Origin of the sequence: Neisseria sp. P0020.S005 (genome assembly GCF_051957055.1) — a bacterium.
Lineage (GTDB): Bacteria > Pseudomonadota > Gammaproteobacteria > Burkholderiales > Neisseriaceae > Neisseria > Neisseria subflava_A.
Window position 1 is genome coordinate 234,827 of the sequence record NZ_JBQCWV010000002.1, and the last position, 20,624, is coordinate 255,450.

Below are 20,624 nucleotides of genomic sequence, written 5' to 3' on the forward strand. Positions count from 1 at the left end.
ATTAAAACTCAAACAAATCTTTCCCGAAGTCTTTTGCGAAGACCAAATCGACTTTGAGAAACTCAAACTCGTCCTTGGTGCAGAAAACCTTGCCGGTGTGGGCGAACGTTATCAACTCGATGCTGTAGAAACTAGTAGCGTTGTTTACAGTATTTCCAGGAGAATACTGAAACATGAACATGCACAAAAACACCTGTCTCACCCCGTCTCTGGATTTGGATATCCTCAACGGCATCATGCGCCAAGCCGTGTTGCAGCAGCTGCAAACCTACTTGGGCGCGGACACCATCATCGAAACGCACATCACCCGCGACATGCTCGAACGCGCAGAAAAAATCCGCCTCTCCAACGCCTTGAGAGGCGTGTTTGAGGCGGATTTGGTGTACTAGGAACAATCAATGATTTCTCGGAAATGGATAAAGCCTGAAGGCGATTATTCGTTAGACGGTTTATCTGTCTGAGACTTGTGCGTTTGCAATATGCGCACTACCTTACCCTCATAACGCTGGCTTAACCACGCCTGTATCCGCTCGTGATCTTTGGCAGGTAGTGGCTGCTCCAATTCGAGAGAGACAACGACGATATCGTCATATGTATCTGTCTTCGGTTCTGCGTTTTTTTGGCTTTCAGACTGTTCGGAAACAGGCGTTGTTTGCGCTTTATCCCAAGCCAAGCCGCGTCCGACAACGATTTTTTCCGCTTCCGGATATTGGGCTTTTAATTCCTTGAGTACCGCTGCATCGTCGATATCGGAGGCTTTGCCTGCCAGTATGGTATCGATATAGGCCTGCTGCTCTTTCAGCTCATTTTGCTGCTGAACCGGGTTGTTTCGGCTTGCCAGCAATTCTTCGATTTTGGCATCGTTCCCTCCCGCATAGACCACGTTGACCTTCGGCTCTTTCACCCCCGACGCGTTAAGGCTTTTCACCAGCAAGGCGGAAATTTTCTCGGCATTGCCCGTTCCATTGACAATCAGACCGACTTTATTTTCTCTGTGGTTCAACATCTTACGCAGCACGAAAAAACCTTCCTGTTGCTGCGCAGTGGCAATGGCGGCATTGGCTCTGGTGTTGAAGATCTCCTGACGCACCAGCCCTGATGCCATATAGCCGCTCGGAATCATCACAGCCAACACGACGGCAGTAATAATGATGCTTTGCAACCGGCGTTTGGATTCCGTTACCAACCCCCTGCGCGGCAGCTTGAGCAGCTTAGAAAACAACAAGGTCGAAAAAGCGATGAACACGCAGTTGATGGCAAAAAGATATGAAGCACCGAGAAAGTAGTGCCAGTTGCCATGTGCCAGTCCGTAGCCCGCAGTACACAGGGGCGGCATCAATGCGGTAGCAATCGCCACACCCGGTATGGCATTGCCTCCTTCTTTTCGAGTCAGCGCCACAATACCCGCACTACCACCGAAGAAGGCAATCAACACATCCCAAAGGGTCGGCTGAGTACGCGCCAAAAGCTCGCTTTGCGCCTCTTTAAGCGGGGTTAACAGGAAATACAACGTAGCGGTAATCAAGCTGATGACGACGAATATAATAATATTGCGCACGGCTTGACGGATCAGCGCAGTATCCCCTACCGCCAAACCGTAACCCATACCTACAATCGGCCCCATCAACGGCGAAATCAACATCGCGCCGATCACTACCGCCGTGCTGTTTACATTCAGACCGATACTCGCCACGGCAATGGCAAACATCAATACCCACATATTGGTTCCGGACACCCGAGTATTGGCGCGGATGACGGCATCAATTTTATCGGGATGGGCCTGGTCATGCGCAAGATTGAACACATCTTGCAACTTGGTCATGGCACCATTGTCTTCTTTTGGCTGATTTTCTTGTTCTTCTTGGTTTTTAATGTTTTCTTGGTCTTGCATTTTCATCCTTAAATCAATCTTAACGATTGTCTCTGAATATTTAATTAACTGGAATTTCGGATACTGATAATTATGCTTTAATACTGATTTCAAATATGATTAAGCAGATACCTTGCAGAAGGTTAGCATACACATGAAAACGCTGACAACGCTGATCCTGCGTAGGCCTTCACGAAACCAGCATATGCAAAAACCTTCTCTCAAATCCAATTCCTACTTTTTCAGCAGCAACCGCCATCAAAATTTTTTAAGGGGCTGTACTAGTAGATTAGCTCTAAATTCCACACCAATCCCGCAGGATTTTAAGCTGTTGAGACGGTGTGCCGAAGTTAAATCGAAATTCGCATTCTTTCAAGAACAGTGGGAAAGATTTGCGATCGATTCCGTTGTATTTGCGCAAGACGCGTTTTGCCTGATTCCAAAAATTCTCAATGCCGTTAATGTGGTTCTGACGGTCGGCAAATTCCTTGGAATGGTTGATGCGGTAATGGATGAAACCGCTCACGTCCAACTTGTCGTAGCTGCTCAGGCTATCCGTGTAAACAATGCTGTCCGGCATGATTTTCTTTTTAATGACAGGGAGTAACGTTTCAGACTTGGCATTATCCACCACAACGGTAGAGACCCGTCCGTTGCGTTTCAGAATGCCGAAGACAACCACTTTTCCTGCCGCACCGCGACCACGTCTGCCTTTACGCCGTCCGCCGAAATAGCTTTCGTCCAACTCGACAGGGCCCTCAAAAACCTCATCGGCAACCAAGGCCAGATAATGGCGGATAACCATACGAATTTTGCAGTAGAACAGAATAGCGGAGTTGGGCTGAATGCCCAAAATATCGGCAGCGGAACGGGCGGTAACTTCGAGTACAAAAAAACGAAGCAGTTCTTTCTGTACTTTTTTTCTTTAATTTGCAGTGTGTTATCTTCATATTTCGAGGGTAACATATCTGCTAATCTAGTACAGCCCCTTTTTTTAATAATGTTAATGTTAATACGTAACAAAACAAATTCCCGCTTGTAGGTTAAAATCAGGCTATGCTAATATGCACAACAACAGGTTTTTACTGAATAATCTGTGCTAAAATGCAGGATTAGATGGAAAACTCTATCCGAATTCGGTACAATACCGACGAATTATTTCCCTTAAACAACCTGCCGCAAGGCGAAAAGGAACGACTGACATGTCAAACATCGAACAACAAGTTAAAAAAATTGTTGCTGAACAACTGGGCGTAAACGAAGCCGAAGTGAAAAACGAATCTTCTTTCCAAGACGATTTGGGTGCTGACTCTCTGGACACCGTAGAACTGGTGATGGCTTTGGAAGAAGCTTTCGGCTGCGAAATCCCTGACGAAGACGCTGAAAAAATCACTACCGTACAATTGGCTATCGACTACATCAACGCCCACCAAGGCTAATCGGTCGCACCAAACATCCAGCCTCTGCTGCGCCATCGCAATAGAGGCTTTTACCTTATTATTAAACCCCTGAAATTTCAGACGGCATGAGTTTTGCCTGTTTTCACGAAGAAAAAGAGCAAGGCTGCCGCGAAAATCCCGACAACCAACAGCGAGATTATCATGAGTCAGAGAAGAGTAGTCATCACAGGTCTTGGCCAAGTATCACCGGTCGGCAACGACGTCGCCACCGCATGGAGCAATCTGCTCGCAGGCAAAAGCGGCATCGGACGGATTACCCGCTTTGACGCATCCGACATCAACAGCCAAATCGCCGGCGAAGTTCGCGATTTCGACATCGGCCAATACATCAGCGCAAAAGAAGCGCGCCGCATGGACGTGTTCATCCACTACGGTATCGCCGCCGCCCTGCAAGCCATCAATGATTCAGGCTTGGACGATTTGGAAACCCTCGACAAAGACCGCGTCGGTGTCAACATCGGTTCCGGTATCGGCGGCCTGCCGAGCATTGAAGCGACCGGTAAAGCCGTTATCGAAGGCGGCGCGCGCAAAATCAATCCTTTCTTTATCCCAGGCTCGCTGATTAACCTGATTTCCGGCCATGTTACCATCCTTAAAGGCTACCGCGGCCCAAGCTACGGCATGGTTTCTGCCTGTACGACCGGTGCACACTCCATCGGTGATTCTGCACGACTGATTAAATACGGCGACGCGGATGTGATGATTGCCGGTGGTGCGGAAGGCGCAATCAGCACTTTGGGCGTTGGCGGTTTTGCTGCCATGAAGGCACTTTCCACCCGAAACGATGACCCTGCTACCGCTTCCCGTCCGTGGGACAAAGGCCGTGACGGTTTCGTTATCGGCGAAGGCGCTGGCGTGCTGGTGTTGGAAGAATTGGAACACGCGAAAAAACGCGGTGCGAAAATTTACGCCGAAATCGTCGGCTTCGGTATGAGCTCAGATGCCTACCACATTACCGCGCCTAACGAAGAAGGCCCTGCATTGGCGGTTACTCGTGCGCTGAAAGATGCCGGCCTGAATCCTGAAGACGTGGATTACGTCAACGCACACGGTACGTCCACTCCGCTGGGCGATGCCAACGAAACCAAAGCCCTCAAATGCGCTTTGGGCGATCATGCGCGCAAAGTCATTGTTAACTCTACCAAATCTATGACCGGCCACTTGCTCGGCGCGGCCGGCGGCGTGGAAGCGTTGTACAGCGTGTTGGCAGTACACGAGCAAAAATCTCCACCGACCATCAACATCTTTGAACAAGACGTTGAAGCCGGTTGCGATTTGGACTACTGCGCCAACGAAGCACGCGATGCGAAAATCGACGTTGCCATCTCCAATTCCTTCGGCTTTGGCGGTACCAACGGCACATTGGTATTCAAACGCTTCACAGGCTGATAGAAGGTTTTAAGTAGATTAAAAGGCCGTCTGAAACTTGGTTTTCAGACGGCCTTTTTTATTTTAAAATCCAAATATTCTTGATAATCTGTATCATTTGTATAAAAATACCGATTCCTATCAATATCGCCCGGATTTTATCGGGTAATCAACCCAATTACATTTTTATCAGGAGTCTGCAATGAAAACTATCCGTATTCTAGCATTGGCCGCTGCACTGGCCGCCGTGCCCGCATTTGCGTCTGATTTCGGCCATGAACAGGCATTGACCATAGACGGCAAGCCTGCCCATCTGGCAGAAACTTCAGCCCGTATTTTGGCAAACGAAACCCTGACTGCGCCGCAACTGGTCGAAGATATCACTGATGGATTCGGTTCGAAAAAAATTCCAGGTTATAAATTGATGATTATGGGCCGCACTTATTCGGTGGCGGCAGAAACCAAACCGCCGAAAGAGGGCCAAACTCAGTGGCGGGACAATACGTTCATTCATCGCGGCGTAAAACTGTTTGTCGGTATTCCGGTCAAAAACGGCAAGATGGATTTGGCGTCTGCCAGATTGATTAATATCGGTGTGGTTGACGATAACGGTGGTGCCGCGCCTCATGATGAGGGTGAAAAAATCCGTCCGGTCGGCAAACAGCTGATGTCTCCCGATACCAAAGTGGGAAATGTGAAACTCAATATTGCCAAACTGACGTTGCCAAATATGAAATTAGGCGAAACCAGTGGCGGTGGCGTGAAATTGGAAGCATCGGCAACATTGGACGATAAGCCGATACAGACCAAAATCGACAGCACTTTCTCCCGCTTCTATTCCGCCAAACCAGCCGCTACACGGCCGTTTATGGCAGATGCACGGTTTGTGAAATAATTGCAAAGGCCGTCTGAAATCCTGCTTCAGACGGCCTTTTATTGATAAAACCGATTCAATACCGCATCATTTTGCTGTCAACCTGCATTGCCCAAGCATCAATACCGCCCTGCAGGTTGTAGAGGTTTTCAAATCCGGCGTCTTCCAAATATATTGCCGTGTGCAGGCTGCGGATGCCGTGGTGGCAGTAAATGACGATGGGCAAATCGTCGTCGGGCAGCTCGTTTTGGCGCAGGGGGATGAGGTTCATCGGGATATGAATGGCGGCGGGTAGGGTGCAGATGGCGTATTCTTCATCGGTGCGGACGTCGAGCAGATGAAATGCGCGGCCTTCGTCCTGCCATTGTTTCAATTCGGTGGGCGAGAGTTGGATGATGTCGGTCATAGGGTTGGGTAAAAGCATGAGGCCGTCTGAATTTTCAGACGGCCTGTTGTTTAAAAATCGAAATCGCCAAACGGATTGGCCGATTTGTCTTCCAAGTGTGCTACGACGGTGTCGAACAATACCTTTTCGGAAAACTCATTGCCGTTACGCGTCAGCAAAAGCGCGTGTTGTACCGGTTTGCGGCCGATGATGACCACCATACGGCCGCCGTCTTTCAGTTGCTCTTTCAGAATTTCAGGTACGCTGTCTACTGCGCCGCCCACATAAATCGCATCGAAAGGCGCGCCTTGCGATGCTTCGGTCAGGCCGTTGTTTTGCACATAATTGACGTTGGTAAAGCCCAATTCGTCCAAAACTTTTTTGGCGCGTTGCTGCTGCTCGACATCGATGTCGTCGGTCACGACGTTGCCGGCCAGTTTGGACAGCAGGGCGGTTGCATAGCCTGAGCCTGTACCGATTTCTAAGACGGTTTCGTCTTTTTTCAATTTCAAACCTTGAGCCAGGCGGGCAACGACTTTGGGTTCCAACATCTTATGACCATTGGCCAGCGGCAGCTCCATATCCGCATAGGCCAAACCTTGAAAAGCCTCGCCGACAAAATGTTCGCGCTCGATCTCCTCCAAAGCATCCAAAATGTCGAAGTCCAAGACATCCCACGGACGAATCTGCTGTTCAACCATATTGAAACGCGCTTTTTCAAAGTCCATATTTGTGCTCCGTTCAATTCTTAATTTTATCGAAGCATACATTATAAATCCTTGTCGGAGAGTGTGCCATCTTTCAGACGGCCCCGGAGGCCCGTTAATAATTGCCAAGCGCACATATATCCACTAAACTTTCACATTACACGACGCTACAACAAGCAACAACCAACACACGGAGCAATAAAGATGTATCACCAAATCGGAATGTGGGACCAAAAATGGGTTATCGGCAACTGGAAAATGAACGGCCGACTCCAAAACAACAATGCGCTTATGCACCGCTTCCGTGTCATGCCAACCGCAGAACGCGTGTTAATCGGCCTGGCCGCTCCGACCGTTTATCTGTTGCAACTGCACAACGCCATGCAGATTGTTTTGAACAATCGCATCTTGACCTGTGCGCAAGACGTGAGCCGTTTTCCCAATAATGGCGCGTACACCGGCGAAGTGTCCGCCGAAATGCTTGCCGACATCGGTACAGACATCGTCCTCATCGGCCACTCCGAGCGCAGCCTTTATTTCGGCGAGAAAAACGAAATCCAACGCCGCAAAATGGAAAACGTCCTCAACGTCGGCCTGATCCCATTGTTGTGCGTCGGCGAAAGCTTGGAAGAACGCGAAGCCGGTAAAGAACACGAAGTCATTGCTCACCAGCTTTCCATCCTGCAAGGTTTGAACACCAAAAACATCGCCGTTGCCTACGAGCCGGTTTGGGCGATCGGTACAGGCAAAGTCGCCACTGTCGAACAAATCGCCGACATGCACGCATTTATCTACAAAGAAATCTTGTCTTTGTGCGGAAGCGATGTTAAAATCCGCGTTCTTTACGGCGGAAGTGTGAAAGCGGATAACGCAGCCGACATCTTCGCAGTACCTCATGTAGACGGCGCATTGGTTGGTGGCGCGTCATTATCATATGACTCCTTTACCGCCATCATCAACGCAGCACAAGCCTCGTAGAAAACATATGGAAGCCTTTAAAACCCTTATCTGGATTATTAATATTATTTCCGCTCTATTTGTAATCGTGTTAGTATTGCTGCAACACGGTAAAGGCGCGGATGCCGGCGCAACATTCGGTTCCGGCAGTGGTAGCGCGCAAGGCGTATTCGGTTCTGCTGGTAATGCCAACTTCCTCAGCCGCTCGACTGCTATTGCTGCAACATTTTTCTTTGCGACCTGCATGGCAATGGTGTATATTCACACCCATTCCAGTAAGCACGGTTTAGACTTCAGCGATGTGAAGCAGACCCAGCAAGCTCCTAAGCCTGCAACGCCTGCACAAAACAATACAACTCCTGTTGCTCCGAATCCTCAGCAGCAGTAAGACAATTTAATTTATGCCGACATGGTGGAATTGGTAGACACGCTATCTTGAGGGGGTAGTGGCCGTAGGCTGTGCGAGTTCAAATCTCGCTGTCGGCACCACATTAGAAAATCTAACCGCTTTTTAGCGGTTATTTTTTCGTCTTGAGAATCTGCCTTTCATTTATTTTTAGGCCGAGACAGGGAAATACAATGAAGCGTTTGGTTGTCGGCATCAGCGGTGCCAGCGGTTTTCAGTATGGCGTGAAGGCTTTGCAGCTTTTGCGTGAGCATCAGGTAGAAACACATTTGGTGGTTTCGCAAGGGGCGGAGATGACCCGCGCTTTGGAAACGGATTACACCAAAGAAGACGTTTATGCTTTGGCGGATGTCGTACATTCTGTCCGTAATGTCGGGGCAAGTATTGCCAGCGGATCGTTTTTGACGGATGGAATGTTAATTGCGCCGTGTTCAATGAAAACCTTGGCTTCGGTTGCCCATGGATTTGCCGATAATTTGCTCAGCCGTGCGGCGGATGTAACGTTGAAAGAGCGGCGCAAGTTGGTATTGATGGTGCGTGAAGCACCGTTAAACTTGGCGCACATTGAAAATATGCGCCGCGTGACAGAGATGGGCGGTATCGTGTTTCCTCCCGTTCCGGCTTTATATCAGAAGCCCGAATCCATCGAAGATATGATTACACACAGCGTCTCTCATGCTTTGGACTTGTTCGGCATCATTCAAAACGATGTGCCGCGCTGGCAAGGTTGATGTTTCAGACGGCCTGAGCATAAGTTACGACTGAGAAGGAAGATAAAAGCCATGCAAACGATTCCTGCCAATATAGTGAAGTTTTTGAGCAATCATCATGTCGTCAGTATTGCTGCTGCGGAAGAGGGCGAAGTTTGGGCAGCTTGCTGTTTTTATGTGTTTGATGAGGCGAATGCCCGATTGATTGTGCTGACTTCTTTGAAAACGAAGCATGGCGGAATGATGAGTCGTTCTGCCAAAGTAGCCGGTACCATTGCCGGACAACCTGACAGCATCGCAAAAATCAGCGGCATTCAGTTTGCGGCGACTGCCGCTTTGATTGAGGATGAAGCGGATTTGAAAGCGGCGCAGTCTTTGTATTACAAAGCGCATCCTGCTGCTCGAGTGATGAAAAGCGATGTTTGGGCATTGAATTTGGACAGTTTGAAATTCACTGACAATAAATTGGTATTCGCACAAAAAACGTACTGGAATCGCGAGGATTAAGAAAAGGCCGTCTGAAAGATGAAATTTCAGACGGCCTTTGGTAATGTTACAAATTAATCGTGTCCGAGATCGACAGTTTTGTCTTTGTAACGTGTATCAGGAACCAAAACGATTTTCTCGTCCACTTTGCCGATGGCTTTCACGTCTTTGCCCGGATAGTCCAGCTGATGCAGGAAGTAGCGGATACAGTTCAAACGTGCACGTTTTTTGTCATCGGAACGGATGATGACCCAAGGCGCGTCGCCGGTGTGGGTGTGGAAGAACATGGCGTTTTTGGCTTCGGTGTAGTCGTCCCAGCGGTCGAGCGACTGGATATCCACAGGGGATAGTTTCCAGTGTTTCAGTGGGTCGTCACGACGGGAGATGAAGCGACGGAGTTGTTCTTCACGGGATACGGAGAACCAGAATTTGAACAGATGGATGCCGCTGGCAACAAGCATACGTTCCAATTCAGGGGTTTGACGCATGAAGAGCAGGTATTCGTTAGGTTCGCAGAAGCCCATTACGCGTTCTACGCCGGCACGGTTGTACCATGATCGGTCGAAGAATACCATTTCGCCTGCGGTCGGCAGGTTTTGGATGTAGCGTTGGAAATACCATTGGCCGCGTTCGGTAGTGGTTGGTTTCTCTAAAGCAACCACGCGCGCGCCACGCGGATTCAGGTGTTCCATGAAGCGTTTGATGGTACCGCCTTTACCGGCTGCGTCGCGGCCTTCAAACAGGCTGACGATACGCTGACCGGAATCTTTAACCCAGCTTTGTACTTTCAACAATTCGATTTGCAGCTTCTGTTTTTCTTTTTCGTAAACAGAGCGGCGCATACGTTGTTTGTACGGGTAATTGGCAGGAAGCGGTGCACTGCTGGAATCTTCGTCAGTGCCGCGTCCTTCGTGTTCCAAAACAGCCTTTTCGAATACTTGCAGCTGGTCTTGTTTCTCGCCCAGTTCAACATTCTCGAACGGTTCTAATTGGTGGTCTGCCATAAAGTCTCCTTATCGATTAAGTTTTAAATGATATGGTGTGGTATGACTTGATTTTACCTCTTTATGCTGTGTTAGCCTACATAAAATTACACATAAGCAATTTTTTCCGGTTTGTTTGATAATTTTTGTAAAACCAGCGTATAATCAGCCTATTTGTATCATACATCATGCCTTATTTCGCCCTGTTCGACGATGCGTTAAGCGGTCGTGCAAAACTCTATCAAAATCATGTGGAAAGCCATCGGTTTTATCATAACGAACTGGATTCGTTAACAAGTATTTTGCAAGCCGGCTGGAAAAAGGGTTTGCATGCAGTGTTGTTTGCAGACTACGAATTCGGATTGCCACTGATGGATATTTCATCCGCGCGCAGTGGCAATTTGCGTTTGCACTGGTTTGCAGATTGTTCCGAAATCGATGCCGAAAGCTGGCTGACCAATCATTCAGACGGCCTTGAGGCAGGCATCTCCACTCCCCGATTCTCTGTATCCGAAGCCGATTATCTCGAGCATATCAACCAGATCCACGAAGCCATCCGCCGCGGCGATACCTATCAAATCAATTACACCGCACGCCTGCACATGCAAACTTACGGCAATCCGATTCAGCTTTACCGCCGTTTGCGCCAGCCTGTGCCGTATGCCGTTTTGTCTTGTCTGCCCGACGGGGCAGGGCAGGAAGCGTGGACTTTGTGTTTTTCTCCCGAACTTTTCCTCAAAATTGATTCAGACGGCCTGATCACAACCGAGCCGATGAAAGGCACCGCACCGATTCTTCATGATGGACAAGATGAACGCCGCGCCGTTGAATTGCAAAACGACCCGAAAAACCGCGCCGAAAATGTGATGATTGTCGATTTGTTGCGCAATGACCTCGGCAAAATCGCGCAAACAGGCAAAGTACGCGTGCCTGAACCGTTTAAAGTTTCCCGTTTCGGCAGCGTTTGGCAGATGACCAGTGCCATCGAGGCGCAGGCGCTGCCTGATGTTTCGGTTGCCGATACTCTCCGTGCAGCCTTCCCATGCGGCAGTATTACCGGTGCGCCCAAACGCATGAGTATGCAGATTATTGAGTCCCTTGAATCCGAACCGCGCGGTTTGTACACAGGCAGCATCGGCTTTTTACATCCGTGTGATACGGGTTTGGGGTTTGAAGGCGTATTTAATGTTGTGATTCGTACCTTATCCCTGAAACCGGTTTCAGACGGCCTTTATCAAGGTGTTTATGGTGTGGGTTCGGGGATTGTGATTGATAGCGATCCTGAAGCCGAATATCGCGAGTGCGGTTGGAAGGCGCGTTTTCTCAATGAATTGCGGCCTGATTTCGGTATTTTTGAAACCATGCGCGTGGAAGACAAACAATGCCGTTTGCTCGATTTGCACTTAGGCCGTCTGAAAATTTCGGCACAAGCGCTCAACCTGTCTTGGCCTGAAAATACAATAGAGCAAATCCAACACTATATAGATGCGTTGCCAAGTGGGTTGTTTAGAGTCAAAGCCGCTTTGTTTTCGGACGGCCTTGCATTGAGCCATACGGCTGTTTCCGAATTGGATGGGCAACAATACGTCATCTTGAGTGAGTACACATTAAGCCAACGTGATTATCTACGCCGTTTCAAAACCACGCGCCGTGAAATTTTTGACCAAGCATGGAAAACGGCAGAAGGGCAGGGCGCATTTGACAGCCTGTTTTTCAATTCAGACGGCCTTTTGTTAGAGGGTGGAAGAAGCAATGTGTTCGTAAAATATCAAGGACAATGGCTCACGCCGTCTTTGGATTTGGATATTTTGAACGGGGTAATGCGCCAAGCGGTATTGAGGCAGCCGCAGCTATATTTAGGTACGGATACAATCAAGGAAACCCACATAACGCGCGCGATGTTGGAAAATGCGGAAGAAATCCGTTTGAGTAACGCTTTAAGGGGCATGTTTGCGGTTTCGCTCCGTAAATAAATGGCAATAGTCAAATCATCGTGATTCAAATTGTCGTAAAGCGGCAATATCCGATAGAATACGTCATTTCAACAATGAGGCCGTCTGAAAGGGAAAACAATATGGCAAAAGCAAAAGGTGGATTGGGACGCGGTTTGGATTCGCTGATTTCCAATGCAGTGGACAGCAGCAGTAGCGACCGCCTGACAACGGTTGCCATCGCCGATATTCAGCCCGGCCGCTATCAGGCGCGTGTGCAAATTGATGATGAAGCTTTGCAGGAGTTGGCCGATTCCATTAAAGCGCAAGGCATTATCCAGCCGGTTATTGTGCGCGAACGTGGTTTGTCCCAATATGAATTGATTGCTGGCGAACGCCGTTGGCGCGCTTCCCAGTTGGCCGGTTTGACCGAAATTCCCGTCGTCATCAAAACCATCAGCGATGAAACTGCATTGGCCATGGGTTTGATTGAAAACCTGCAACGTGAAAACCTCAATCCGATTGAAGAAGCGCAAGGTTTGAAACGCCTCGCCGACGAATTCGGCCTGACTCATGAAACCATCGCAAAAGCCGTCGGTAAAAGCCGTAGTGCCATCTCCAACAGCCTGCGTCTGTTGAGCCTGCCTGAGCCGGTTCAGGAAATGCTTTATCAACGCCGTCTGGAAATGGGGCATGTCCGTGCGTTGCTAACTTTGCATGTGGTTGACCAATTGGAGTTGGCGCAAAAAGCCGTCAAAAACGGTTGGTCGGTGCGCGAGGTAGAGCGGCGCAGCCAGTTGGCTCATCAAAAAGCCAAGCCGGAAGCAGCCAAAACCATCAGCCCGGATATCCGCCGTATCAATGATGCCCTGACTGAGCGTTTGGGTGTCAATGCCGAAGTCAAAACCAGCAATCAGAAAAAAGGCAAAATCGTACTGCATTTTGATACGCCGGAAACGTTTGACTACCTGCTGAAACAGTTAGGCATCAATCAAGAGTTTTAACGGTTTGATAAACAGGCCGTCTGAAAAAAGTTTTTCAGACGGCCTGAATTTTTGATAAAAGGACTGGTCGTACAGATGTTTACAATACAAATCAAAATCTTCTGTAAAATCTGTGTAGCAACATGTAATTTGTGTTAAACTCCGTTCCTGCAAAGATTTGTTTTATATGTGTTAATCATTTATCTGTGAAAGGTTCACAAAGATTAACATATTGCTTGACGTTAACAAACTTCTTGATTATATTAATTTACCTTGCGTTTTGGGGTGTGAAGTACAATGAATCAGATAGTCCCATTGCAAGTGATTGTATTGTTAATAATTTCAGTTGTTTGTGCGTTATTTTCCGGATTGCCCGGCTTCCTCTCTGCTTTGGCGGGAGGATTTTCGTATATTTTGCCTACCCTGGTTGCAGTTTTACTTTTAAAGTTTTCCCGACGAAATCCCAATCTGCAAAGTTCGATGTTTATCGGCGGAGAGGTTTTAAAAGTAGTGCTGTCGCTGGTATCTATGTTGGTCGTTTTTGCGATATGGCATCGATCACTGGTATTTTACCCATTTTTATTGGCGTTTCTTAGCGTCAGTCATTTGGTTTTTTTAGTATTGTTGAGAGTGAAACACTATGGCAGGTGAAACTATGACCGCTGCCGACTACATCAAGCACCACTTGCAAAGCTTGACCAGTATGTCGGATGTTACTCAGGGTCAAGGACTGAAAAACATCGCTGATTTTTCGTTCATTAACCTTGATGCAATCTTTTTTGCCGTTCTGTTGGGCGTAATCGGCAGCTTCCTTTTGTGGCGTGGGGCCAAAAAAGCAACTGCTGGCGTACCCGGTCGTTTTCAGGCGGCTGTTGAAATTCTGTTCGAATTCGTGGATAACATGTGTAAGAGCATTATCCATAACGAACAATCGCGTAAAGCTGTTGCACCTTTGGGTTTGACCCTGTTTGTCTGGATTTTCCTGATGAACGCCATGGATATGTTGCCGGTTGATTTGTTGCCGATGGCATGGCAAGGCATTACCGGTAATCATCACGCACTGTTGCGTGTCGTACCGACTGCTGACTTGAATACCACTTTGGCTTTGGCAATTGGCGTATTGCTGGTATGTATTTATTACAATATCAAAATCAAAGGCTTTGGCGGTTGGATTCACGAATTGTTCAGTGCGCCTTTTGGTCCGATGCTCGCTCCGGCCAACTTCCTGCTGAACTTGGTAGAGTTTTTGTCCAAAACCGTATCCCACGGTATGCGGTTGTTTGGTAATATGTATGCCGGTGAGCTGGTGTTCTTGCTGATTGCTTTGTTGGGTGGTGCATGGGCATCAACCGGCAGTATCGAAACTTTGGATCCAATTTTGTTTGTGTTCCATCTGATTGCCGGTTTGGCTTGGGCGATTTTCCATATTTTGGTTATCACCTTGCAGGCATTTATTTTCATGGCGTTGGCGTTCGTATATATCGGACAAGCGCATGATGCACACTAATCAAGTAGTTTTTTCGTAGTTTGTTTTTTGTAGTTTAACCTTTACTATTTTAAGGAGTTTAAAAATGGGTTTGATTGCTATCGCATGTGGTTTGATCGTTGCCTTGGGCGCATTGGGTGCCTCTATCGGTATCGCAATGGTTGGTTCTAAATACTTGGAATCTTCTGCTCGCCAACCTGAGCTGATCGGTCCTCTGCAAACCAAACTGTTCTTGATCGCTGGTCTGATCGACGCGGCCTTCTTGATCGGTGTGGCTATTGCCCTGTTGTTCGCCTTCGTTAACCCGTTTGGTGCTGCGTAATCAAGACGGAGCGATCCGTTCAGATACAGGCTTATGGTCTGTTTGATTAACCCAGATACGAAGGTTAAGTAACGTGAATATTAATGCAACCTTATTTGCGCAAATCCTAGTTTTCTTTGGCTTGGTTTGGTTTACGATGAAATTCGTATGGCCTCCGATTGCCAAAGCATTGGATGAGCGTGCCGCAAAAATCGCCGAGGGCTTGGCTGCTGCCGAGCGCGGTAAGAGCGATTTTGAGCAGGCAGAGAAAAAAGTTGCAGAACTTATGGCCGAAGGGCGTAATCAGGTAACCGAAATGGTTGCCAACGCCGAAAAACGTGCTGCAAAAATTGTAGAAGAAGCCAAAGAGCAAGCTTCTCATGAAGCAGCACGCATTGCAGCCCAAGCAAAAGCTGATGTGGAGCAAGAAGTTAACCGTGCGCGCGAAGTGTTGCGTGAACAGGTTGCTACACTGGCTGTTAAAGGTGCGGAATCTATCTTGCGTAAAGAAGTTGATGCTTCCAAACATGCAGATTTGCTCAGTACCTTAAAACAGGAGCTGTAATCTTATGGCAGAGTTCGCAACGATTGCCAGACCTTATGCGAAAGCATTATTTAGTCTGGCTCAGGAAAAAAACCAAATCGAGTCTTGGTTGGGCGAACTGAAAGAACTCGCAGCGGTTGTTCAAGATGAGAAAGTCATTGCGCTCATCGAGCAACCGGAAACGGGAGCTTCCGAAAAAGCAGAAACGCTCAAAGGTCTTGTCGGTATCAAAAATGTCGAATTGGCAAATTTCATTACCGTTTTGGCCGAGCAAAAGCGTTTGCTGGTATTGCCGGAAATTTATGCCCAATATCAAGATTTGACCTTGATACACAACAATACGAAATCGGCAGTAATTTACAGCGCGTATGAGCTCAGTTATCAGCAGCTGGCCGATGTTACCGATATCCTGACAAAACGCTTTAACAGCAAATTGGATGTGGTAACTAAAGTTGCCCCTGAATTAATCGGCGGCATCAAAGTAGAAGTGGGTGATCAGGTCTTGGATTTGTCCGTACAAGGCAAGCTGAATGCTTTGTATGCGACTATGACGAATTAGGAGAGTTTTCATGCAGCTTAATCCTGCTGAAATTAGCGATTTGATTAAAGCCAAAATCGAAAATCTGTCCGTCAATGCAGAAGTGCGTACCCGTGGTACCGTTGTTTCTGTTACAGACGGCATTGTGCGCATTCATGGCTTGTCAGACGCGATGCAAGGTGAGATGCTCGAATTCCCCGGTAACACTTTCGGTCTGGCTATGAACTTGGAGCGTGACTCCGTCGGTGCCGTAGTGTTGGGTGAGTACGAACACATTAAAGAAGGCGATACAGTTACCTGTACCGGCCGTATTTTGGAAGTGCCGATCGGTCGCGAACTGGTTGGCCGCGTGGTTGATGCATTGGGTCGTCCTATCGATGGTAAAGGTCCAATCAACACAACATTGACTGCTCCAATCGAAAAAATTGCACCAGGTGTGATTGCGCGTAAATCGGTTGACCAACCAATGCAAACTGGCCTGAAAGCCATTGATTCTATGGTTCCGGTTGGTCGTGGCCAACGTGAGTTGATCATTGGTGACCGTCAAACCGGTAAAACTGCCGTAGCACTGGATGCCATCGTTAACCAAAAAGGTACAGGCGTTATCTGTATTTATGTGGCTATCGGTCAAAAAGCATCTTCTATTGCCAACGTAGTACGCAAATTGGAAGAGCATGGTGCGATGGAACATACTATCGTGGTTGCTGCAACTGCTTCTGAAGCCGCTGCACTGCAATACATCGCTCCTTACTCCGGTTGTACCATGGGCGAATTCTTCCGTGACCGTGGTGAAGATGCGTTGATCGTATACGATGACTTGTCTAAACAAGCCGTTGCATACCGTCAAATTTCTCTGCTGTTACGCCGTCCTCCTGGCCGTGAAGCATATCCTGGCGACGTATTCTATCTGCACTCCCGTTTGTTGGAACGTGCAGCCCGCGTCAGCGAAAACGAAGTTGAAAAACTGACCAATGGCGAAGTAAAAGGCAAAACCGGTTCTCTGACTGCGTTGCCAATTATTGAAACCCAAGCCGGTGACGTATCAGCATTCGTACCAACCAACGTAATTTCGATTACAGACGGCCAAATCTTCTTGGAAACCGACTTGTTCAACGCCGGTATCCGTCCTGCAATCAATGCCGGTATTTCCGTATCGCGCGTAGGTGGTGCAGCACAAACCAAAGTCATCAAAAAACTGGGTGGCGGTATCCGTTTGGCGTTGGCACAGTACCGTGAATTGGCGGCATTCTCGCAATTTGCTTCCGATTTGGACGAAGCAACACGCAAACAGCTGCAACACGGTGAAGTGGTTACTGAATTGATGAAACAAAAACAATTCAGCACATTGAACACTGCCGAAATGGCATTGACTTTGTGGGCGATCAACAACGGTTCTTACGCAGATGTTCCGGTATCCAAAGCCTTGGCTTTCGAAGCAGAATTCTTGAGTTTCGTACGTACGCAACATCCTGACGTTCTGGAAGCGATTAATGCATCAGGCGCAATGTCTGACGAAAGCGAAAAAGCATTGACCGAAGCCATGAAATCTTTCAAATCTTCTTACGCTTACCAAGCATAAGTATTGAGATGAAAGGAGTCTGAAATGGCAGTCGGAAAAGAGATTCTCACCAAAATCCGTAGTGTTCAAAATACCCAAAAGATCACTAAAGCGATGCAAATGGTGTCGACCTCTAAAATGCGGAAGACTCAAGACCGGATGCGCTTAGCGCGTCCGTACGCCGAAAAAGTGCGTACAGTGATGAGCCATCTTGCACAGACTAATGCCGATCATGGTATCAAATTGTTGGAGCCGCACCGCGAAGTGCGTCGTGCCGGTTTCATTTTGATTACCTCGGATAAAGGTTTGTGCGGTGGCTTGAACGCAAACGTACTGAAAAAGTTTTTGGCGCAAGTTCAAGAGTATCAGGAACAAGGTATCGAAGTCGAAGTCGTGTGCCTGGGTAGTAAAGGTTTGGCTGCATGCCAAAGTATCGGTTTGAATGTTATTGCCAGTGCAACCAATTTGGGTGATACCCCAAAAATGGAATTGCTGCTCGGCCCTCTGACCGAAATCTTCCAACGTTATGAGAAGCATGAATTAGACCGTATCCATATGGTTTACTCACGTTTCGTCAATACAATGCGCCAAGAGCCGCGTATGGAAGTTTTGCTGCCTATCGGTGAAAACGTTATTGACGACGGAACAGGTCATTCTTCATTTACTTGGGAATACCTCTACGAGCCGAGTCCTATCGCCGTATTGGAATATTTGGTTCGCCGCTATTTAGAGTCTGTGGTTTATCAGGCATTGAGCGATAACATGGCATCTGAACAAGCTGCGCGTATGGTAGCGATGAAAGCCGCAACCGACAACGCAGGCAATGCCATCAAAGAATTGCGCTTGGTGTACAACAAATCGCGTCAAGCCGCGATTACCACAGAATTGTCAGAAATTGTAGCAGGTGCAGCGGCAGTTTAATGCCGTCTGAAGCCTGAACAGGAAATTAGGATACGATAATGAGCCAAGGCAAAATCGTACAAGTTATTGGTGCGGTGGTTGACGTGGAATTTCCACGCGACGCTATCCCGCATGTTTACGATGCCCTGAAATTGGACGAGAACGGTCTGACTCTGGAAGTTCAACAGCTTCTGGGTGACGGCGTTGTCCGTACTATTGCAATGGGTAGTTCAGACGGCCTGAAACGCGGTATGTCTGTAAGCAATACTGGTGCGCCAATCACTGTGCCGGTAGGTAAAGGTACATTGGGTCGTATTGTCGACGTATTGGGTACACCTGTTGATGAAGCAGGTCCGATCGATACCGACAAGAGCCGTGCCATTCACCAAACTGCTCCGAAATTCGACGAGTTGTCTTCAACTACCGAATTGCTGGAAACCGGTATTAAAGTGATCGACTTGCTGTGTCCGTTTGCTAAGGGCGGTAAAGTAGGTCTGTTCGGTGGTGCCGGTGTAGGTAAAACCGTGAACATGATGGAATTGATCAACAACATCGCCAAAGCGCACAGCGGTCTGTCCGTGTTCGCAGGTGTAGGTGAACGTACCCGTGAAGGTAACGACTTCTACCACGAGATGAAAGATTCCAACGTATTGGATAAAGTAGCCATGGTGTATGGCCAAATGAACGAACCTCCAGGCAACCGTCTGCGTGTTGCTTTGACCGGTTTGACTATGGCCGAATACTTCCGTGACGAAAAAGACGAAAACGGTAAAGGTCGCGATGTATTGTTCTTCGTTGACAACATCTACCGTTACACTCTGGCCGGTACCGAAGTATCTGCACTGTTGGGCCGTATGCCTTCTGCAGTGGGTTACCAACCGACATTGGCTGAAGAAATGGGTCGTTTGCAAGAGCGTATTACCTCTACCCAAACCGGTTCCATTACTTCCATCCAAGCCGTATATGTACCTGCGGATGACTTGACTGACCCGTCTCCAGCGACAACTTTCGCCCACTTGGACGCGACCGTCGTATTGAGCCGTGATATTGCATCTTTGGGTATTTACCCGGCAGTTGACCCGCTTGACTCTACTTCACGCCAATTGGATCCGATGGTATTGGGTCAAGAGCACTACGACGTAGCGCGCGGTGTACAGTCTACTCTGCAAAAATACAAAGAATTGCGCGATATTATCGCCATTCTGGGTATGGACGAATTGTCTGACGAAGACAAACTGACTGTGATGCGTGCCCGTAAAATCCAACGCTTCCTGTCTCAACCGTTCCACGTTGCCGAAGTATTTACCGGTTCTCCAGGCAAATACGTTTCATTGCGTGACACCATCGCCGGCTTTAAAGCCATCTTGAACGGCGAATACGACCATCTGCCTGAACAAGCGTTCTATATGGTAGGCGGCATCGAAGAAGCGGCTGAGAAAGCGAAAACCTTAAACTAAGGAGGCCGGCATGAGCACCATGCAAGTTGAAGTGGTTAGTAGCGAGCAAAACATCTATTCGGGCGAGGCCAGCTTTGTGGTGGTTCCGACCGTTCAAGGTGAGCTTGGTATTTATCCACGACACGAGCCGATTATGAGTTTGGTACGCCCCGGCGCATTGCGTTTGACTGTTCCGGGTGAAGCTGAAGAAGTGCTGGTTGCCGTTTCCGGTGGCGTTTTAGAAGTACAGCCTGATAAGATTACCGTATTGGCAGACGTTGCCGTCCGCAGTACCGAAATGGATCAGGCGCGTGCTGAAGCAGCTAAAAAAGCAGCCGAAACAGGTGTTAATGAAGCTAGAGACGAAAAATCTTTGGCCGAAGCGCACAAAGCATTGGCAGCAGCCATTGCCCAGCTGAAAACTTTGGATTACCTTCGTTCGCAAAAAAACAAGTAATGTGGGTTCATCAAGAAAAAGCACAACGAAATGTTGTGCTTTTTTATTTTCTTGAAGATAAGCGGCTTGATATTGAAATGTCGACAGACGAGTAGACGGCATAAATTATTAAATCCCCCTATTTTCAGATGATCTGTACGTACCGTAAAGAAAGGCCGAGACCTTTGCAAAATTCCTTTCCCCCAACAGCCGAAATCCAAACATAGGTTTTCGTCTATTTCCGCTCCTAATTACTCCTGATTTTACCCAAATATCCCCTTAATTCCCCTTGGATACCTGATTAA

Annotated in this window: 22 protein-coding genes, 1 tRNA gene and 2 pseudogenes; 20 read left to right on the plus strand and 5 right to left on the minus strand. The window is 48.0% G+C overall.

What is annotated here, in order from left to right:
* Positions 1-197: 197 nt before the first annotated feature.
* A pseudogene (locus ACTHTU_RS03150) lies at positions 198-389 on the plus strand (aminotransferase class IV); the annotation flags it as partial.
* Between the two features lie 44 nt (positions 390-433).
* Here the strand turns inward: ACTHTU_RS03150 and ACTHTU_RS03155 are convergent.
* Both ACTHTU_RS03155 and ACTHTU_RS03160 read right to left on the minus strand, forming a co-directional pair.
* Positions 434-1,891 (minus strand): DUF389 domain-containing protein, encoded by a 1,458-nt coding sequence (locus ACTHTU_RS03155; protein WP_070734913.1) that lies wholly within the window; start codon positions 1,889-1,891, stop codon positions 434-436.
* Between the two features lie 274 nt (positions 1,892-2,165).
* A pseudogene (locus tag ACTHTU_RS03160) lies at positions 2,166-2,820 on the minus strand (IS1595 family transposase).
* A 252-nt stretch (positions 2,821-3,072) separates the two neighbouring features.
* Between ACTHTU_RS03160 and acpP the strand changes: the two are divergent.
* The 3 genes from acpP to ACTHTU_RS03175 all read left to right on the plus strand — a co-directional run bounded on the left by acpP (position 3,073) and on the right by ACTHTU_RS03175 (position 5,593).
* Entirely contained in the window at positions 3,073-3,309 is a 237-nt protein-coding gene (acpP, locus tag ACTHTU_RS03165; protein WP_003679644.1) for an acyl carrier protein, read from the plus strand.
* A gap of 162 nt (positions 3,310-3,471) precedes the next feature.
* Positions 3,472-4,719, plus strand: coding sequence for a beta-ketoacyl-ACP synthase II (fabF, locus tag ACTHTU_RS03170; RefSeq protein ID WP_440361742.1), 1,248 nt, complete (start codon positions 3,472-3,474; stop codon positions 4,717-4,719).
* A gap of 181 nt (positions 4,720-4,900) precedes the next feature.
* Entirely contained in the window at positions 4,901-5,593 is a 693-nt protein-coding gene (locus ACTHTU_RS03175) for a hypothetical protein (RefSeq protein ID WP_440361735.1), read from the plus strand.
* Between the two features lie 55 nt (positions 5,594-5,648).
* Here the strand turns inward: ACTHTU_RS03175 and ACTHTU_RS03180 are convergent, their stop codons facing one another.
* Together ACTHTU_RS03180 and ACTHTU_RS03185 are read right to left on the minus strand one after the other, a co-directional pair.
* Positions 5,649-5,978: a rhodanese-like domain-containing protein gene (locus tag ACTHTU_RS03180; protein ID WP_440361743.1), complete on the minus strand. Its 330-nt coding sequence runs from the start codon at positions 5,976-5,978 to the stop codon at positions 5,649-5,651.
* Positions 5,979-6,028: 50 nt separating this feature from the next.
* Entirely contained in the window at positions 6,029-6,685 is a 657-nt protein-coding gene (locus tag ACTHTU_RS03185) for a protein-L-isoaspartate O-methyltransferase family protein (RefSeq protein WP_070646544.1), read from the minus strand.
* 183 nt (positions 6,686-6,868) lie between these two features.
* Here ACTHTU_RS03185 and tpiA point away from each other — a divergent pair, with 183 nt between their 5' ends.
* The 5 genes from tpiA to ACTHTU_RS03210 all read left to right on the plus strand — a co-directional run bounded on the left by tpiA (position 6,869) and on the right by ACTHTU_RS03210 (position 9,244).
* Positions 6,869-7,642, plus strand: a complete 774-nt coding sequence (gene tpiA / locus ACTHTU_RS03190; protein ID WP_004519014.1) for a triose-phosphate isomerase — start codon at positions 6,869-6,871, stop codon at positions 7,640-7,642.
* A 7-nt stretch (positions 7,643-7,649) separates the two neighbouring features.
* Positions 7,650-8,009 (plus strand): preprotein translocase subunit SecG, encoded by a 360-nt coding sequence (secG, locus tag ACTHTU_RS03195; protein ID WP_293203767.1) that lies wholly within the window; start codon positions 7,650-7,652, stop codon positions 8,007-8,009.
* Between the two features lie 15 nt (positions 8,010-8,024).
* Positions 8,025-8,110 (plus strand) — tRNA-Leu (locus tag ACTHTU_RS03200).
* 90 nt (positions 8,111-8,200) lie between these two features.
* Positions 8,201-8,758, plus strand: coding sequence for a UbiX family flavin prenyltransferase (locus ACTHTU_RS03205; RefSeq protein WP_004464450.1), 558 nt, complete (start codon positions 8,201-8,203; stop codon positions 8,756-8,758).
* 51 nt (positions 8,759-8,809) lie between these two features.
* Positions 8,810-9,244 (plus strand): pyridoxamine 5'-phosphate oxidase family protein, encoded by a 435-nt coding sequence (locus ACTHTU_RS03210; protein ID WP_293203768.1) that lies wholly within the window; start codon positions 8,810-8,812, stop codon positions 9,242-9,244.
* A gap of 53 nt (positions 9,245-9,297) precedes the next feature.
* Here ACTHTU_RS03210 and ppk2 read toward each other — a convergent pair whose 3' ends face one another.
* Positions 9,298-10,227 (minus strand): polyphosphate kinase 2, encoded by a 930-nt coding sequence (gene ppk2 / locus ACTHTU_RS03215; protein WP_070583865.1) that lies wholly within the window; start codon positions 10,225-10,227, stop codon positions 9,298-9,300.
* Between the two features lie 167 nt (positions 10,228-10,394).
* Between ppk2 and ACTHTU_RS03220 the strand changes: the two genes are divergently transcribed.
* From ACTHTU_RS03220 to ACTHTU_RS03270, 11 genes are all read left to right on the plus strand, one after another.
* A complete protein-coding gene (locus ACTHTU_RS03220; protein WP_440361736.1) occupies positions 10,395-12,179 on the plus strand; it encodes a chorismate-binding protein in 1,785 nt (594 codons plus the stop codon).
* Between the two features lie 101 nt (positions 12,180-12,280).
* Complete coding sequence (locus ACTHTU_RS03225; protein ID WP_440361737.1) at positions 12,281-13,141, plus strand: ParB/RepB/Spo0J family partition protein; 861 nt, start codon at positions 12,281-12,283, stop codon at positions 13,139-13,141.
* A 276-nt stretch (positions 13,142-13,417) separates the two neighbouring features.
* Positions 13,418-13,771 carry an ATP synthase subunit I gene (locus ACTHTU_RS03230; RefSeq protein ID WP_296184167.1) on the plus strand — a complete coding sequence of 118 codons (354 nt, stop codon included), beginning with the start codon at positions 13,418-13,420 and terminating at the stop codon, positions 13,769-13,771.
* Positions 13,761-14,627: a F0F1 ATP synthase subunit A gene (gene atpB / locus ACTHTU_RS03235; protein WP_036472483.1), complete on the plus strand. Its 867-nt coding sequence runs from the start codon at positions 13,761-13,763 to the stop codon at positions 14,625-14,627. The genes ACTHTU_RS03230 and atpB overlap by 11 nt, the downstream gene beginning before the upstream one ends.
* Positions 14,628-14,691: 64 nt before the next feature.
* Entirely contained in the window at positions 14,692-14,928 is a 237-nt protein-coding gene (atpE, locus tag ACTHTU_RS03240) for a F0F1 ATP synthase subunit C (RefSeq protein WP_003676106.1), read from the plus strand.
* A gap of 73 nt (positions 14,929-15,001) precedes the next feature.
* Positions 15,002-15,472, plus strand: coding sequence for a F0F1 ATP synthase subunit B (locus ACTHTU_RS03245; RefSeq protein WP_004464459.1), 471 nt, complete (start codon positions 15,002-15,004; stop codon positions 15,470-15,472).
* 4 nt (positions 15,473-15,476) lie between these two features.
* Positions 15,477-16,010: a F0F1 ATP synthase subunit delta gene (locus tag ACTHTU_RS03250; RefSeq protein WP_440361738.1), complete on the plus strand. Its 534-nt coding sequence runs from the start codon at positions 15,477-15,479 to the stop codon at positions 16,008-16,010.
* Positions 16,011-16,020: 10 nt separating this feature from the next.
* Positions 16,021-17,568, plus strand: a complete 1,548-nt coding sequence (gene atpA, locus ACTHTU_RS03255; RefSeq protein WP_070646547.1) for a F0F1 ATP synthase subunit alpha — start codon at positions 16,021-16,023, stop codon at positions 17,566-17,568.
* A 24-nt stretch (positions 17,569-17,592) separates the two neighbouring features.
* Entirely contained in the window at positions 17,593-18,468 is an 876-nt protein-coding gene (gene atpG, locus ACTHTU_RS03260; protein WP_004519003.1) for a F0F1 ATP synthase subunit gamma, read from the plus strand.
* Between the two features lie 38 nt (positions 18,469-18,506).
* The gene (gene atpD, locus ACTHTU_RS03265; protein WP_003683789.1) at positions 18,507-19,904 is read left to right on the plus strand and encodes a F0F1 ATP synthase subunit beta; all 1,398 of its coding nucleotides are present in this window, start codon (positions 18,507-18,509) and stop codon (positions 19,902-19,904) included.
* A 10-nt stretch (positions 19,905-19,914) separates the two neighbouring features.
* Positions 19,915-20,340: a F0F1 ATP synthase subunit epsilon gene (locus tag ACTHTU_RS03270; protein WP_070826683.1), complete on the plus strand. Its 426-nt coding sequence runs from the start codon at positions 19,915-19,917 to the stop codon at positions 20,338-20,340.
* The last annotated feature ends 284 nt before the right edge of the window (positions 20,341-20,624 follow it).